Raw genomic sequence first — 16,878 nt, 5'->3', positions numbered from 1 at the left:
GTCAGAAAAGATGTGCGGGGGACCGAAATCTTCACTGACCGTTATCGCTCACGCTTTTCCCGGAATGGGTATGCGAACTGCCAGAGGAGTTCTGCAGCCCTTCGATGGGAAGGGTAGAGTGGGAATGACGTCCACTGCTTTGACGTATTCACATTCCGCGACAGATTTCCATGATCAACCCGTTCCTGCATCACAGAATCATCTCTCCGCTGATTCGGGGAGTGCTGATCGTGACGTTGCTTGTTGCACCGGTTCTCGCAGAGGAGAAGCCGAACGAAGGTTCGATGGCGACCGCCGTGGCGTTGAATTACTGCCGCGCTTCGTTTCATCGCATTCGCAAATACCCCACGGAAACTGTGCTCCGCGAGGAGCAGGAAAAGATCCTCAACAATCTGAACCTCGGTCGCGTCAACGATCCTGAGGTGATTGCGCTGTATTCCTCCGTGCTCGATGAGATCAGCCAGATCGGTCTCGTCGACAAAGAACGCAGCATGTACCAGAAGAACCATACGGCCAATATCCGGCGACAGGTGACCTGGGATGCGGTGGCGTTCGGGACCGACCTGCTGACCGCCCAGTTCGGCAGCGCGGTCAAGACCGGCGCCAACAGCTGGTGGGATTACCGCTCCAAGACGTTTCAGCGGGATACCGATCTGTTCAAGATCGAGAAGAACCGCGTGGCGAGCGTTGTGCAGCGCTCCAACCAGTTTCTGGACACGTTCTGGAAACTGGCCCGCAAGAAGAATATCCCCGATCGCTGGCTGGTCCGCGGTGATGACCTCGATCAGCTCGAAAAAGCGATGCAGGAGAACGACCCGGCGGTGCGGTTGCGCGTGCTGCGGCGAATGGAAAACTATATGGAAGCCTATCCTCCCTACTGGTATCACGTCGCCCGAACGCAACAGGAACTCGGTGAGCTCTCGGAAGCGGCCGAGCAGTACCAGCGGCTGGAGAAGATTGGCAACGGCCACTTCCGCAAGGATGAACTGCTCTCGACCGCCATGGCCAACATGGCGGCGATTGAAGACTATCTGGGCCGGAAAACCGCAGTCGATTCAGCCCGCAAGTCGCTGGCCTACTCGACCGACGTGTGGGAAGCCAACCTGATGTCGGCTCGCATTCTGCAGCGTCACGGGCAGATTCCCGATGCGGAAGATGCCATCCTCCGTAACATTGACGTCGGTCTCGAGAAGTCACAGAGCCATGTGTTTCTGGCGTCGCTGTATTACTTTTCACACGAAAATGAAAAACTCGTCAGCCTCTTGAACAATGCCGAAGCGGTGGCCCATTTGCCTGCACCGGTCCTGCTGCGCTGCGCGGCGCTGGTGGGGGTGGACCGCGTCCCGCCCGTCGTCGTCAACAACATCGTTGCGTCGCTGGAAGCCTACCCGCGTTCCTCACTGAGTTCGGATCAGTTGATGCTCCGCGTGGGAAGCAGCTGGCAGCTGCATCTGGCCAAGCTCGATGTTTATCAGGATGGTGTCCGTCTGCCGCAGCCGCACGTCACCAACGGACAGGGTTACTACGATCTGCGATACACCGCCAGCGATTCGCGGGGTCTCCGACTGAACGGGCAGACCGCACGGGAAGTGCAAATGGAGTTGACCTATCCGGATGACACCATTGTGACCCTGACGCTGAAGCCCGGTGGAGCGGGCCTGTCGGAGGGTCGGACTGCACTGTCGCTCGCCTCGAATTCCGCGTTGCGGATTTCCAGCATCAAGGTCGGAGATCAGCTGCTCGGTGTGCAGGCGCGGGCCCCGAAGGCCGAAGACAAGCCGCAGCGCACGACCACCAGCAAACCGGTGGTCACGGAGAATCCCTATGTCTTTCCGGAGTTTGAACCTCGGGGAAAGACGACAGCGATTGCCGCTCCGGAACCGAGTTATTGATGCCTAGGCATTGCTCCCGTGCGCTGGCCCAGGCAGTTCAAATGAAAATGCTCTAACGGTTCACCACTTCCGCATGGCCCGCTTCTCCATCGAGGTCGATGATCTCGATCGAGATCGGGTCGCGACGGTGACCGAACATGCTTAGCTTGAAGGTGTGCAACCCGGCCGGGAGATCAACCACTGTCACTGCTTTCTCAGCCAGCAGATTCTGATCAGCCCCGTCGAGTGTGAGGTACAGTGCACGTTCCGAATTGACCTTCAGGCCGATCTTCCCGGGGGTCGTGACCTGCAGCGTGAACAGCACCGAGCGCTCGGCCGGGAAATCGGTCGCCGCCAGCTGACCGTTCACCTGGCTGAGGATCTGCTCACCAGCGGGCGTTGTCCAGCGACGAACAAAGCGGTTTTGGGGAACTTTGTATTTCCCTTCTTTGCCCAGTGCGGAGAGAAACGCGACGAGGTCGACGAATTCGTCGCGGGCCAGTTTTCCGGTCAGATCGGCCGGCATGATGGAAACAGGACTCATGACCCGCTCGTCGATTTCCGCAGTGGGGATCGTCAGTTCTTTGCCCTGCGCATCGCGGATGACCACATTGTCCGATCCTTCCCGCACGAGCACTCCGTTGAGAACTTTCCCATCGGTCGTGGCAATCGAAACCGTGTGGTACCCCTCTTTGATTTTCGCCGAAGGCTCCAGCAACGACTGCACGATGTAATCGACCGGTGAACTCGCCCCCAGCGAGAGCATGTCGGGCCCCACCAGCCCTCCCGCGCCCCCAATGGAATGACAGTTCATACAGGTCAATTCCTTCCGCCGGTAAATGACTTCGCCACGGGCCGGATTTCCCGCAGCCTCGACTTCCTTCAAAAGCGCCGTCATTTGCTCGGCGGTCAGTGATTTGTCGATACGAGTCAGGCCTCCTGCCGTGCGCAGCGCATCGACCACCGGAATGCCACGATTCCCTTTCGACTCGGCCACACGAATTCCGAGCGAGGCCACAGCGGCTGGAATTTTCTGGTGTTCCAGAGCCCGAGCCAGCTCACGGGGCCCCGACTTCGCCGATAGAAATCCTTCGAGCAAAGCGGTGATTTCGGCACTGTCCGCTTCATCAAAGCCCTGAAGCATGTGGACAGCCTGATCCGCCGCGGCTTTTGATGAGACGGAAAGCAGCGAGACGACCGCCAGCCTGCGGATGGGGACGCGAATCGCCACGTTCTCCCCGATTTGACGCAGGGCCTGGCCATCCTTCAGGGCTGCCAGCCCGTCAATCGCCCCATGTCGCAATGTGTCGGATTGCGATTCATCAGTCGCGATCCGGACGAGTTGCGGCTGCAAGTCCTTCTGCTTCCAGTATCCGGCGAGGCGCAGTGCATCCGCATTCGTCAGGAACTGCCGCAGGCCGCTGACGTCACCCGTCGGCACGACGTCCCGTTTGGAAGCGGCGGTGACAAGTGCCTGCAGAATCGCCTGCCGCTCGTCTGGGTGAGTCGTTGCCCGCTTGAACAGTGCCTGGACGTCACCGGGGCCCGCAAACTTTCCAACACTGGCCAGAACGGCGTCCAGCTTCCCGGCGGGAATGGCATTGCCTGTCAACAACTTCATGAGCCCTTCCAGCGTCGATGCATTGTCGACAGCCAGCAGTGCAAACAGGGCCTTCTCCGGACTGTCCGCGAGGTCGCCCTTTCCCGCACTCAGCATGGGAAGCCAGTTGGCCTGCGTCCGTTTCATTGTCAGGCTGAGTGCGTAGTCGAGATACGGATCCATCGGTTGATCGAGGGCCCGCATGGCCAGCCCAACGGCACGCACGGTCCCGATCGCTCGCAGTGCGTTGACTGCCTCGAGCCGGACCTGCGGGTGGTCGTCCGCCACAGCCTTTTCAAACCAGCTGAGTGAATCGTAGCCGCCGGGCAGGCCAAAACCCTCCTGCGTGGCCTGCGAGAGTGCGCGGATCCCTGCTGCTCGGGCCCGGGGTTCTGTTGATGTCAGGATCTCACGCAGAAGTTCTTCAGGAATCTGGCCCAGCGCCTGACCGGTCCACAGCGCTTCCAGCCGCAGTTGATCGTCGCCCACCTGAAGCTGTCGAATCCAATTGTCAAGTGAGCTGCGAACTTCGTTCGGATCACGCAGCGTCAACTGAACCCGGGCCATCTGCCGGGTCCATTGCTCGGGAGACTTGAGCATTTCCAGCAGTTCGGAAATCGTGGCCGTTTCCAGCTGCGGGGGAGCGAGGGTCTCTCGATCTTTGGCCACGATCCGCCAGATGCGGCCGTGACGATCATCCCGTCGGGGATCTCGGAAATCGACTTCTCCATGATTAATAATCGAATCGTGCCAGTCGGCGACGTACAGCGTTCCATCGGGCGCCAGTTTGATGTCCACGGGCCGGAAGGCGCGGTCGCTGCTGGTCAGCAGATCGGAACCTTGAGTGGAGATATAGCCGGACTTCTCGGGCGTGAGCCGGAACGAGTTGATTCGATTGCCACGAAAATCGGCTGTCACGAGGAGATCCTGCCAGGTCTCGGGGAAATGTCGACCGCTGATGATTTCGAGCCCGCAATGTTTCGGCTGTCCCGGATTCATCCCCCTCAGCACCCGGTCGAAGCCGACAGCGCTCGGGTAGGCAGCACCGGGAAAGGCGTAATTAATGCCGTCGCTGCCGGCGCCGTCGGTGGCGAAGCTCTGACCCCAGCGATCGAAGATCAGCCCCCACGGATTTACCAGGCCGTGCATCACCTGCGCAGCGCGGGCGGTCTGTGGCCGATACCGCCAGATTCCCGAACCAAGCATCCGTTCGATGCCGTACGGGGTCTCGATGTGGCTGTGAATATAAATCGACTGATTGAACGAGAGGAGCACATCCGGCGACCAGCGGAACGTGTGGAGGATGTGATGCGTGTCTTCCGTTCCAAAGCCGGAAAGCAGGACATGCCGCTCATCGGCGACACCGTCTCCATCGGTATCTTTGAGATAGAGCAACTCGGTCGAGTTGGCGACGAATGCTCCCCCCTGCTCGTCGGGCAGGACGGCGGTCGGAATCAGCAAACCTTCGGCGAACACCGTCCTGGTCTCGGCCAGCCCGTCCCCGTCGCGATCTTCAAGGATGACGATCGAGTCGTTCGGTTCCGCCCCCGGTCGCAATTGCGGATAGATCGGACTGCTCGCAACCCACAGCCTCCCACGGCTGTCGAAGTTCATCTGGATCGGATTGGAAATCAACGGTTCGGCGGCAAACAGCCGGACCTCAAGCCCGTCGGCTGGACGAAACGTCTTGAGCTGATCTTCCGGGGTGAGTGGTTTGAATGCCAGCGGCGCCGGCTCCGGGAGAGTCATCTCCGGGGGGACCGGCTGATTCAGAAGGTGCGCGGTCACCCGTTCTTCGGCGCGCTGGATCAGCGGATCGAATTCGGCGATTTCGCGGGCGTTCTGCCCCTGTTCATATTTGCGAAAACCCCGGAGATACGTTTCGTTCTGCGGACGATACTGGTGGAAATAGAGATCGTTCTTGCGCTGGATCAGTTTCAGGAGCTCGGCATCGAGATTGTTGATCGCGGCCGATGCCAGCCCCAGCTCGAACAGGGTGACCTGAGCGAGTCGGCGATAGCCCGCGGCCGTATAACGAATGGTATCGTACGTCAGGGGAGCGTGATCGGCCTGGGGAAGCGTGTCGACTGCTGGACTCATGCGATCGACATAGGGGAGCTGATGTTCATCGGCAAATTTGCGAAGCCTGTCTCCGAGAAGTCGACGTGATTGATTGAGCGCAGTGACGTCTGGAAGTGGAGCGGATTTCGCCTCCGCCAGTGGAGGCCCCAGCAGAACCAGTCGCAGCTTCCGACCGGTCAAGTCCTGAATGAGCTGCGTGTAGCCTTTGAAAAATTCCTGCAGATCCTCTTCGGTGCTCTCCGTCAGGTTCTCTCCATAGGCGACAAAGACAACCGTCGGTTGTAGGCGGTCAATTTCTTCCAGCAGACGCCGGTATCCCTCGGCAGCCCCACCGAAGTAGCCTCGGGCGACGGCGGTCGGTATGTCCCCGGCCCAGCCCAGATTCCGGAACGTCAAATTTCGATCCGGCCACTGCGAGAGAAGCGCCGCCTCGAGAAAGTTGTGTTTGATTTCCTGCTCGGTCAACTCCGCTCCGAGAAATACGACGCGGTCGTTGGGCAGCAGCTCGAATTTTTTTGGATCCGCTCCGAGGGACGATCCCGGCTTCAGGGAGAGCACAATGCCGACTGACAGTACCGACAGAAATCGAACGGCAGTCCTGAAAGTCATCTGGCAGTCCATCTGTTAAAGAACTCGGCAGGGGGCAGGTTAGGGATGCGGCCGGCGAATCATCACTCCGGCAACAAACTCTCATTGCCGACGGGACGCGGAGGCAGCCAGTGGAACGAGAGCGGAACGGGAGGCGGGTTCTCTCGTCAACACTTCAGGGGTGGTCAGGTCGCATGAGACCATGACTGCTCACCATTCCTGATCTGTGAGGCTGCGGGTCCGCGGCAGTCGGTTGGTGGGAATCATATGCACTGTCAGCGCAGTCGGCCACGGTGCCGCCTGCGGGATGGGACACTGGCGGGATTCCGCTTCACGCGATGCCGAGCAATCTCAAGGTTTTTGTGGCGCACTGTCGAGCGAACTGGGAGGAGTGCGCGACATCAGGTAACGGAACAGGGACAGAGTCTGCGCCTCGGTCAGGTCCTTCAGAAGTCCTTCCGGCATCATGGATGTCGACATGGCCTGCAGAGTTTCGATGTCTTCGAGCGGAATATTCGTCGATTTCCCGTCGGCACTGCGGAGAGTGATGCTGCTGGCATTGCGGTCGGTGATCAGTCCGGTCATCACCCGACCATCTTCGGTCACCACCTGGAACTGGGTGTACTCTTCGCGAATTCCCGCGGAGGGATCGGAAATCGCCAGCAGCAGAAAATCCAGATTGGTGCGTTCATAGCCTGTCAGGTTGGGCCCGGTTTGGCCCCCTTCGGCGAACAGCGTATGGCAGGCAGCGCATCGTTGTGTAAACAGTTTGCGCCCTTCCGCGAGCTGGGACTCTTCATCGGGACCGGCGGTCGGGGGGGTCAGCAGCAGCTGACGCAGTCGTTCCATTTCCTCGACCTTCTCCGCGGAGGTCAGCCGCGATTTCCCCCACAGGTGGTCGATCCGGGCCTGGACCTTCGGATTGGCGTGCAGTCGCATCTGCTGCACCACGTCCACCGGAACGCTCGTGCTCACGAGTCGACGCTTTTCGAATTCATTCAACAGTTTTTCCGTCCAGGGCTCACGCGTGGCCAGCACGCGGTATGCCGCCTCGCGCAGGCCATCCTCTTCGGTCAGCGTGGAATGGCAGGCCCCGCAGATGTCTTCTCCGATCTGCGGATTTGAGTAACGGGTCAGCGCCTGCAGCGCGGCCCGTTTGATCCCGTTGGAAGGACTTTTCAGCAGGCGGACCAGGACCGGCACGGCCTTCTCGATTTCAATGCCTCCAAACGTTTCAATGAGCATCAGCCGCGTCGACAGATCCCCTTTCTCGTTCGCAATCAGAGCCAGTGCCTGATCGATCGACTCCTGCTGCCCCAGTCGTACTCCGAGCACGATATCGGTCTCCCCCAGCGACTGCTGGTAGGCGCTGATTGCCTGCTGCAGGCCCGCGGGGAGACTGGTCATTTTCCGACCGTGATACGATTCCAGAAAGCCCGCCATCAGCACAGGTCGCATCCGGGCGGGAGCAACCGAGAGGAGCCGCTCGCAAGTGGCGAGTGCTGTTGGATCTTCGCTGCGGGTCATCTGGCGGATTCCGTCCAGAGCAAAGCGCTGCATCAGGCGTTTTGCGATCCAGTCGCGGAAGATCGGCTTCTCCCAGATTTCCGGGGAGGCGATCATCGCGAAAACCTGGTCGCGTGGGGGAATGGACTCTTCCGGCGCCAGAGCGACTCCGATATGGGCAGATCGCTGAACCAGTTCCGTGCCGCAGTGCCCCTCCAACGCCCACCAGATCAGCAGGGGAAGATGAGGATCTTTGGCATCTTCATCATGGTTGATCAGCGACTGCAGGATCGGGAGTGCCACGGAAGTCGTGAACCGCTTGGCGGATGATGCCAGCTGGGAGCGGACCTGGACATCCTGCTCGCTTTGAGCGAGCGCTGCCAGCGTCCGACCAGTGGAAGGGGTGACGACACGGTCGTCCCCGAGGAGCCGGACGCTCCAGCGACGCACATCCGGGTTGGGATGAGAGAGCAGATCGCCGAGTTGCTGCTCGTGAATCTGATGGGCACTGTGCAAGGTCCACAGCGCTTCGAGCCCGGAGGAGGCCCGTTCGGTGAGGAGTTGGTGCAACTGCTTGAGAGTTGTCTGGGATTCAGCAGACTCGGGTGTGGCCCGCAGCCGGTCGGCGAGAACGCGCGAGGCGGTGAAACGCTGCCACTTGTTGGGATGAGAAAACAGGACAATCAACTCTGAATTGGGGACCTTCGTCAGGTCGACAAGCTTCTGATCTGAGGCACTCTTCCCCTGAATGCGATACAGCCGGCCACTCTCCTTATGCCAGTTATCGCGCGGGTCGACGTGCGTCAGACGGGTGTCGTACCAGTCCGCCAGATACAGTGCCCCATCCGGCCCCACTTTGATGTCGACCGGGCGAAACCATGTGTCTTTCGTGTCACAGAGCACCGGGAGATCGGTGGTCCTGTACGTGGAGCCGTCTCGCTGCAGTTCACTCCCCCAGACCCGGTGATGCAGTGCGTTGGCTGCGATCACGGTCTTGTCGTAAATCTCCGGCAGAGTTCCCCCTTCGTAGATTACGAAAGTCTGCGGAAACCGGACCTGATCCCCCTGATGCTTCATGTGGTGGAAGTAGCCGAAGGCATAGGGATTCGTGAGTGGTCCATGCTTGCCGAAATTCTTTTCCCCAAACGATCCCTGGGGATAGAACATGCCTCGTGTGGAACCATGATTCGTCCCCGAGAAGAGTCGACCCTCCTTGTCGAATTCCACCGAGAAGGTATTGCCTCCCCCTTCGCCAAAGACTTCGAAGACCGTCGTCTCCGGGTGATAGCGCCAGATGTGCTGTCCTTCAACAGCGACATTCTTCGACACCTTCGACGAGACGGTCGCTGTGGTGGTCGACCCCATTGCTCCATAGAGCCAGCCATCCGGTCCCCAGGCCAGACTGTTAGCCACAGCGTGGGTGTCTTCCAGTCCGAAGCCGCTCAGATGGACAACCGGATCGCCATCGGGAATACCATCCTCATTGGCATCCGGATAGAAGAGCAGATACGGAGTGTTCATGACCCAGATTCCACCGCGACCTGCCAGAGCGGCGGTGGCAATATTTAATCCGTCGATGACCACACGTGACGAGTCATACTTGCCGTCGCCATCGGTGTCTTCAAAGACCGAGACGCGGTCTTTTCCTTTGACGTGGTGCGGCGGTGGACGGGGAACATCGTCAAAAACGGCTCGCAGGTACTGATCGTACCGAGTCACCTTTAAACCGGCCGGGAAGGGATATTGCAGGTATTGCACGACCCACATCCGCCCTTTGGCATCGAATGAAAGATAAACCGGCTGCATGACTTCCGGTTCGGCAGCCAGCAGGTCAATTTCGAGGCCATCGGCCAACCGAAACTGCTGCAGTGCCTGCTCAGGAGTCATTGGCAGACTCCCATCACCCAAGGCTCCTCTCCCCTTGAAGTTCTGCATCACCGCTTCCACTTCCCTGTTGGCGGCGGAAGTCGGCGGTTGCGGCTCCGCAGCGGGCAGCGGTGGTGAGTCAATCCATTGGGACTGCAGGAGCAGGCATGCGACAAGGAAAGGGCCGAATCGCAACCAGCAGATTGTCGAGGAAGACTTCATCTCTTCCGGTCTCCAGATCCTGGAACGGATTATTGTGGGTCGGGGGCCGGTGTCACCCGACCGTCTCGTGCAGAGTGCCTGCTATTCAATACTACTGCCATTCCAGTTGCAATGCACTTCAAGCGAAGCTGCGCGAAACGCTCTCCCGGGAAAAAATTTCTGATCTGTCCACCGACGCGATTACCCGACATGCGCACTTCGGTTCAGCAGAACGACGACCTCCGCCGAGATTGCTTCCTCGCGACCGATCGGGCCCACCCGCTCCCCGGTTTTCGCTTTGACGTTCACCTGCGAAACCGGAATTCCCAGCAGCCCGGCGACACGCAGCCGGATCGGATCCTTATAAGGAGAGAGCTTAGGCCGCTGCGCAAAGAGGATGCTGTCCACGTTCACGAACTCCCAGCCCTCTGCCCGGACCCGCTCGAGGACCTTTTCCAAGAGTTTTGTGGAGTCGGCCCCTCGGAACTCGGGAGCGGTATCTGGAAACCACTCGCCAATATCGCCCCAGGCAAGTGCCCCGAGAATGGCATCAATCAGCGCATGCAGCAGCACATCTCCATCGCTGTGCGCCACGAATCCCTGCTCATGGGGAACAACAACGCCGCCGATCGTGAGCGGCCCTCCCGGCTGCAGGCGATGGGTGTCATGGCCGAGACCAATGCGGAGTGTCATAGTTGCCGGATCTGTGAAAGAAGTCGATGATCAATGTTGGCTGTCCCACGGACTGCCGCACTGCCATTGCAATTTCGCAACAGCGTGCAATCAGAGGTCTCGGGCAGCACGCATACAGTAAAGCAGAGGTCCTTTATGGTCGAGGGTTGTGGGCAAGTGCTGTCAGCAGCGCAGGTGGACGTCTGCAGTCCGGGGAGGTTACGGCGGTTCGGAAACCTTTTGTCAGCTTGTCTCGTCTGGGTGTCGATACTGCTCCTCAGCGGACAGGGCAGACCTGCCGAGACCATTGCAGGAGAAATGATGCGACCGAAATACGGATCAAAAGTCGTGCGTCTGACCCAGTCGCGGGAACATCTTCAGACTCAGGCGGCGCCCGACTTCTGGGCGCTGATTCCGTATTACGTGGCTCAACCGGATGACCATTCCTGCACGATCACGACTGTCGCGATGGCGCTGAACGCCCTCCGGGTCCATCAGTCCCTGTCGGGGGCGACAGAGCTCGCCACGCCCGCCAATGTCCTTGCGGCCATCCCCAGCGCAGAGCTGCGGGACAAAGCCTCACCGACCGGGCCGGGGCTCGATCTCGCCGATGTGGCGGGAATCTTCCCTCCGCTGAGCCGGCACTTCAAGACCGATCCGATCGAGGTCCAGATCATCCGTTACGAGGGTCCTGCCGACACGGCTCTCAACGAATTGCGTGAGCATTTGAGACGAAATGAAGCGGGCGACAGTGACATTCTCCTCGCAAACTTCCTGCAGAGTGCGCTGACTGAAGATCCGGAAGGGGCGGTCGGGCACATGGCTCCTCTCGGAGCATTCGACGAGAAAAATGATCGGGTCCTGATTCTCGATCCTGATCGTCGCTGGTACGAGCCTTACTGGGTGCCGACAGACGTCTTGCTGCAGGGGTTGCAGTCCATTGATCCGGAAACCGGAAAAATGCGGGGGCTGCTGGAAGTCAGACGGCTCTCGGCACAACGTCCCGCCCATTAGAACGCGTTCGCCTGCGGGCTCTTTCTGGCCAGTGTTTCGCCGCTGGAAACGCTCACTCTGCATCCCTCCGCTGTGCAAGTTGCGGCAATGCTTTCGGGTTGAGCTCCGGAGAACCGTTTCGACCTGCCGGACTGAGCCACGTTGCACTCAGCGTCGTCACAGGATACCAGCCGGCATCCCTGTTATTTCACCGAGCTTCCCGCAGGCTCTACTGAATCTGAAAGCCGATGGTTTCCAGTGCGGCACGGCCTGTCAGCTCATCCTGGATCGTCAGTTTCAGAATGTAGGAACCGGGCTGAAGATGAGCAGGGAGATCGACGCGGTAGCTGTGATAGTAATCGGACCGCAGCGTGCGGCTCAGGTCTTCCGTGGCATCGAACGTATTCTGGTCGACGACCTCGCCGTCGCTTCCACTTTTGGAAATTTCAATCGTCGATTTGATTCGGGTCCGGTAATAGCCGGAGATCGTGGGCTCGCTGCTGAAGTTCCGCACCTCGGCGTAGATCAGCAGAGGCTGTCCCGGCCGGAAGTGATCGGTTTCAAAGGGCTGGTAGTTCCCGAAGCTGTTGATCTGTTCGCAGAACGTGACGTTTCTCAACTGGAGGCGGGCCGACTGCTGCAGCTGATTGGCAGCCGTGCGCAGATGCATGATCGTCTGCGTCGCTCGTTCCGTCGGATCGAGCGAGTTCGATTGATCCAGCAATTGGGACAACCCGACGAACAGCGTGGACCAGAACTCCTGCTCCGCCGGAGAAATGCCGGGAATGGCCTGCTGGGCTTTCTCGGGTTCATTTGCCACGAGCAAGAGGAGCCGAAAGGCGACCTGCTTGCGCAGGTGCTCGCGGCTTTCGAGTGTGCTGGCGTCGGCCGCTGCCGAGGACGTTTCGGCCTCCAGCAGAGAAATCAGCTTGCGGAGTTCGTCTTCCCAGAGTGCGGCTCCCGGAGTCAGACGGACGTCACTCGGAGGGGGAGTGGTCGTGACCGGATCGTAAATTTCGTGTGGGGCGGTCGCACTCGCCTGCACCGCATGGGAATCCGTCATCGGCTTCTTCGGCAGACCGAAAGCAGAACGCTCCGGCCAGAGGGCATTGCGGTCCAGCTTGAAGCGGTCCGACCAGGCGGTCGTGGGGTGGGTTTCCTGACCGGGAGTGGTGTCGGCTGCGGAAACCTGGGCCAGGGCCGAGGATGCGCCGGGAATGATGTGCGGGATCGGACCGCCCGGTTCAGCGTGGCTGGCGGGAGTGACAGTGGGCGATGAAGTCGATTTCGCGAGCAGCTCGGTCCGTCGACTGACTTCGATGCGTCTCGCTTTGAGGATGTAGGGGACTTTGTCCGCGCTGACTGTTTCCAGATAGGCCAGCCACTCCGCCCGCTCCTGAGGAGTCGCATCCTTCAGTTCGGCGTCGATCAGCATTCTCGTGGCCGGGTCGTGCCGGGCCGAACCATTGGTTGTCGAGGCCACCGGATCCACGGGATTCGCAGGGGGGGCATCCTGACGTGCCGCCTGCGCTTCAGGCTTTTGACCAGGGTGCGATTTGGGAGAGAAACTGACCGGCCGGCCCAGCGAGACACACCCCGCACTCAAGGCGAGGTAAGCAATGCCGAATTGTCGCGGCCAACGGGCCATCGCGGCATCCTTGCCGACAGGCAGTCTGAGCGAACGACGGGAGGGGAGGGACAGGTTGCCGGATCAGGAGCGAAACCGGCGAATTGGTGCGGGAACGCTATGGAATTCAAAGGGCCCGAACAAGGGCAATCGACTTTGTGGACAGCGAAGCGGAAGGGACTGCTCCTTTTTGCCGATCGCTGTCGGAGTCGATAAACTCGATGCACGCCATTTCGTCCGTGGAGGCGGACGGCAATAATTGCCCCCTGTCTCCCCAGCTGTCACAAATTGCCGGCATGTTCGGCGCCGACCGATCTCCCTCTCCCCTGGGATTCGAGACGAATCGTACGGTAAACCCAGAATTATCAATACTTTCGATCAACGAGCCAACCGCGGTGACCTCACGCCCCCGACAACCCGGACTCCTCTTCACGGAGATCGAACAGCCCGACTGGGAAGTTGCGGCTGCAGAGGACCGGCTGATCGCCCAGGTTGTGTTCAACCGTCCACTGGACACAGCCTACCATTATCTTGTCCCCGATTCACTGCGGGAGCTGATCGAACCGGGCCAGCGGGTGCAGGTTCCCTTTGGTCGGGGCGATCAGGCGACACTCGGATATTGCGTCGGTCTGGTCACCGAGGGCTTCTCCGGAAAGCGGCTGAAATCCATTTCCGAGATCTGTGACCGCACACCTCTGATCTCCGCAGGAATGCTGGAACTGACCCGCTGGATCAGTGAGCGTTACCTCTGCAGTTGGGGACAGGTACTCGACAGCGTGATCCCCGCCGGAGTGAAAAGGCAAGCGGGAACCCGTGAGATTGTCTGCTTTGAACTGGCTGCTGATGGGGTCGCGACAGGCAGAAAGCTGCCCCCCAAGCAGCAGGCGATTCTCGATCTGCTCGCTGCGAGCGACGCACCCTTAACGGTGGAGGAACTGACTCAGGCTGCCGCGTGCGGAACTTCACCCATCGAAACGCTGCGCAAGAAAGGCCTGATTGTCCCCCTCCGTCGTCGCAGCAGTGTGGGCGAAGCCCGATCGCTCGATGTCGAGAAGCAGGCCGATCTGAAACTCAACGAGGAGCAACAGGCCGCACTCGATTGCCTGGTCGACCTGTTAAGGAATCAGCGTCACGAGACCGTGCTGATGCATGGCATCACCGGCAGCGGCAAAACCGAAGTGTACATTCAGGCCATCCGCGAAGTGATCAGCTATGGACGGCAGGCGATCGTCCTGGTCCCCGAGATCAGCCTCACTCCGCAGACCATCCGGCGTTTTCGTGCCCGGTTTGATTCCGTCGCGGTCCTTCACAGCCATCTTTCGGACGCCGATCGCCATTGGCACTGGCAGGAGATTGCGCAGGGGCGCGTGCAGGTGATCGTCGGTGCGCGCAGCGCGATCTTTGCCCCGACTCCGCATCTGGGACTGATCGTCATCGATGAAGAGCATGAAACCACGTTCAAACAGCAGACCACTCCCCGGTATCATGCGCGAGACGTGGCACGGGAACGGGCCCGCCGTGAGAACATCCCGTTGATTCTCGGTTCGGCGACGCCGACGCTGGAATCCCTGGTCCGCACACAGGCGGGAACGGACATTCTACTTCCCATGCTGCAGCGAGTGGAGCGTCGACCGCTTCCCCGGGTGACACTGGTGGACATCCGGAACGATCCTTTAATCTCCAAACGGCACGCCATCGGCCGGGCACTCGGGCAGGGGATCACGAGAGCACTTGAGTCGCAAGGACAGGTGATTCTGTTTCTGAACCTGCGCGGCTTCTCACCGGTCATGTGGTGTCCCAAATGCGGCGGCATCCGCTGTCCGGACTGCGATCTGACCCTGACCTGGCATCGGGATCGCGAAGTCCTCCTCTGCCACAGCTGTGAGCACCAGACAACCGTTCCCGAACGCTGCCCCACCTGTGCACAGCCCGGAATGCGATTTTTGGGAACAGGGACGCAAAAGCTGGAGGCCGAAGTCAAAATCAAGTTTCCGGATGCCCGCGTGATTCGCATGGATAGTGACTCGATGCGCAAACCGGGAAGTCACGATGCCGCACTCGATGCGTTCCGGCAGGGGAAGATCGATATTCTGCTCGGCACGCAAATGATCGCCAAGGGGCTGGATTTTCCCAACGTGACGATGGTGGGAGTGGTCGATGCCGACACGCTTCTGCATCAACCGGACTTGCGGGCGGCGGAACGGACGTTTCAACTGATTGCGCAGGTGGCGGGACGGACGGGGCGGGGGGACCGTGAAGGCCGCGTCTTCGTGCAGACGATGAACCCTGATGATCCTGTCATCCAGTTCGCTGCCCAGCACGATTACAATGGGTTTGCCAAGAGGGAACTGGAGATTCGTCGGCAGATTCAGGCTCCTCCGTTTACGATGATGGCCCGCGTGATTCTGCGGTCGCTCGACGACAGAATCGTCCAGCAGGAGACCCGTCGGATCACGGATCTGGTGCGGGGGATTGCAGCAGAAAGCGGATCGGCAGTGCGGATTCTCGGTCCCGCGCCGGCCCCGGTGACCCGACTGCGAAAGTATTTCCGTTACCATTTTCAGATGACGGCTCCGCAGCTGGAACTGATCCAAGCGCTCTGGACAGCCGCGGTGCCGCGACTGAATATCCATCCGGAAGTCGAATTAACGATCGATATCGATCCGCTGGATCTGCGGTAGTCTTTCCATTCTTTTGATTGGCCCCCGAGTGCACCACACTGACCGTGCCGCCGGGATGAACCACGAACATGCCCCCATACGAACTCGCCTTGTATCGCTATCTGCAGCAGATCGTCACACCGCGGCGCATGGAGCGATTCGATGAAGTCCTTCGTCGACGAACCCGCTGGGTGACGGTGGTGCTGGCAGATCTCTACCAGCAGCACAACGCCAGTGCGATCCTTCGAACGTGTGAAGCGTTTGGCATTCAGAATGTGCACATCGCCGAAACGGAACATGAGTTTGAGACCAATCCCGAAATCTCACTCGGCACGGACCGCTGGTTGACGCTACAGCATTACCGCGGACCTGATGCGCTTCCGGTCTGCCTGGATTCGGTCAAGAAGGCCGGTTACCGGGTGGTGGCAACTGTCGTGTCAGGAAGCAGCCGGCCGATTCAGGAACTTCCGCTCGATCGACCGGTGGCACTCTGCTTCGGCACTGAAAAGCAAGGCCTTCCCTCAGAGGCGATCGCGGCTGCGGATCTTTGCGTCCACCTGCCGATGTATGGTTTCGTCGAGAGCTTTAACGTCTCCGTCGCTGCGGCGCTTTGTCTCCAGGAGACGACTCGCCGGCTGCACGCCGGGCAAATTCCCTGGCAGCTGTCGGAGCGGGAACACAAGGAACTTCAGCTGGAATGGGCGAAGAGATCCGTTGTGGGAGCGGACGTGGTCGAAAAACGTTTTCGGTCGGAGTGGGAGCAGGGGCTGCATCGCGATCTGCCGGCATCGGACTCTTCCATTCCGCAGGCAGACTGATCGTCACGGTCAGACAGGCAACATTCGTCGCTCGCGCCCTCCGCATGCCGGAAGCAGAATCAGCTGATGCACCTTGTCAGCGAGGAGCGGTGGAGAAAAATGAAATCCCTGAGCGTACTGACACCCCATATTGCGAAGTTCTTCGCACTGCTCGCTCGACTCGATCCCTTCGGCGATCACTTCCAGTCCCAGATTAGCGGCCAGAGCGAGAATTGTCTGGACGATGCGGGAGCCTTTGCGGGATGAGGCAATCCTGCTGATGAACGCACGGTCGATTTTCAGCAGGTCCAACGGCAGCTGGCTGAGTGAAGCCATCGAAGAGAAGCCGGTTCCAAAGTCAGCGATGGCAATCTGAATGCCCTGTTCGCGCCAGCAGCTCATCATCTCACTGAAA

The 16,878-nt window shown here is 59.8% G+C and carries 8 protein-coding genes and 1 pseudogene; 4 read left to right on the top strand and 5 right to left on the bottom strand.

Going from position 1 to position 16,878, the window contains the following annotated elements:
* Nucleotides 1–170: 170 nt before the first annotated feature.
* Complete coding sequence (locus tag SH664x_RS07970; protein ID WP_437206520.1) at nt 171–1,892, top strand: tetratricopeptide repeat protein; 1,722 nt, start codon at nt 171–173, stop codon at nt 1,890–1,892.
* A gap of 52 nt (nt 1,893–1,944) precedes the next feature.
* Here SH664x_RS07970 and SH664x_RS07965 read toward each other — a convergent pair whose 3' ends face one another.
* From SH664x_RS07965 to ispF, 3 genes are all read right to left on the bottom strand, one after another.
* The gene (locus tag SH664x_RS07965; protein WP_437206518.1) at nt 1,945–6,162 is read right to left on the bottom strand and encodes a PVC-type heme-binding CxxCH protein; all 4,218 of its coding nucleotides are present in this window, start codon (nt 6,160–6,162) and stop codon (nt 1,945–1,947) included.
* Between the two features lie 330 nt (nt 6,163–6,492).
* Complete coding sequence (locus tag SH664x_RS07960; protein ID WP_437206516.1) at nt 6,493–9,735, bottom strand: PVC-type heme-binding CxxCH protein; 3,243 nt, start codon at nt 9,733–9,735, stop codon at nt 6,493–6,495.
* A 180-nt stretch (nt 9,736–9,915) separates the two neighbouring features.
* On the bottom strand, nt 9,916–10,407 hold the full coding sequence (gene ispF, locus SH664x_RS07955; RefSeq protein WP_437206514.1) for a 2-C-methyl-D-erythritol 2,4-cyclodiphosphate synthase: 492 nt from the start codon (nt 10,405–10,407) through the stop codon (nt 9,916–9,918).
* A 297-nt stretch (nt 10,408–10,704) separates the two neighbouring features.
* Here ispF and SH664x_RS07950 point away from each other — a divergent pair, with 297 nt between their 5' ends.
* Complete coding sequence (locus SH664x_RS07950) at nt 10,705–11,400, top strand: phytochelatin synthase family protein (RefSeq protein WP_437206512.1); 696 nt, start codon at nt 10,705–10,707, stop codon at nt 11,398–11,400.
* 208 nt (nt 11,401–11,608) lie between these two features.
* Here the strand turns inward: SH664x_RS07950 and SH664x_RS07945 are convergent, their stop codons facing one another.
* Nucleotides 11,609–13,027, bottom strand: coding sequence for a hypothetical protein (locus tag SH664x_RS07945; RefSeq protein ID WP_437206510.1), 1,419 nt, complete (start codon nt 13,025–13,027; stop codon nt 11,609–11,611).
* A 374-nt stretch (nt 13,028–13,401) separates the two neighbouring features.
* Between SH664x_RS07945 and priA the strand changes: the two genes are divergently transcribed.
* Nucleotides 13,402–15,687: a replication restart helicase PriA gene (gene priA / locus SH664x_RS07940; protein ID WP_437206509.1), complete on the top strand. Its 2,286-nt coding sequence runs from the start codon at nt 13,402–13,404 to the stop codon at nt 15,685–15,687.
* A 68-nt stretch (nt 15,688–15,755) separates the two neighbouring features.
* Complete coding sequence (locus tag SH664x_RS07935) at nt 15,756–16,484, top strand: TrmH family RNA methyltransferase (RefSeq protein ID WP_437206508.1); 729 nt, start codon at nt 15,756–15,758, stop codon at nt 16,482–16,484.
* A gap of 9 nt (nt 16,485–16,493) precedes the next feature.
* On the opposite strand, the pseudogene SH664x_RS07930 reads toward SH664x_RS07935, so the two are convergent.
* Nucleotides 16,494–16,871 (bottom strand): annotated as a pseudogene (locus SH664x_RS07930) (EAL domain-containing protein); the annotation flags it as partial.
* Nucleotides 16,872–16,878 lie beyond the last annotated feature (7 nt).

Source organism: Planctomicrobium aquicomposti (assembly GCF_051466325.1).
In the GTDB taxonomy this organism is placed as follows: domain Bacteria; phylum Planctomycetota; class Planctomycetia; order Planctomycetales; family Planctomycetaceae; genus Planctomicrobium.
The sequence above is the reverse complement of the archived record's forward strand: the minus strand, read 5'-3'. Positions and strand labels throughout refer to the sequence as shown.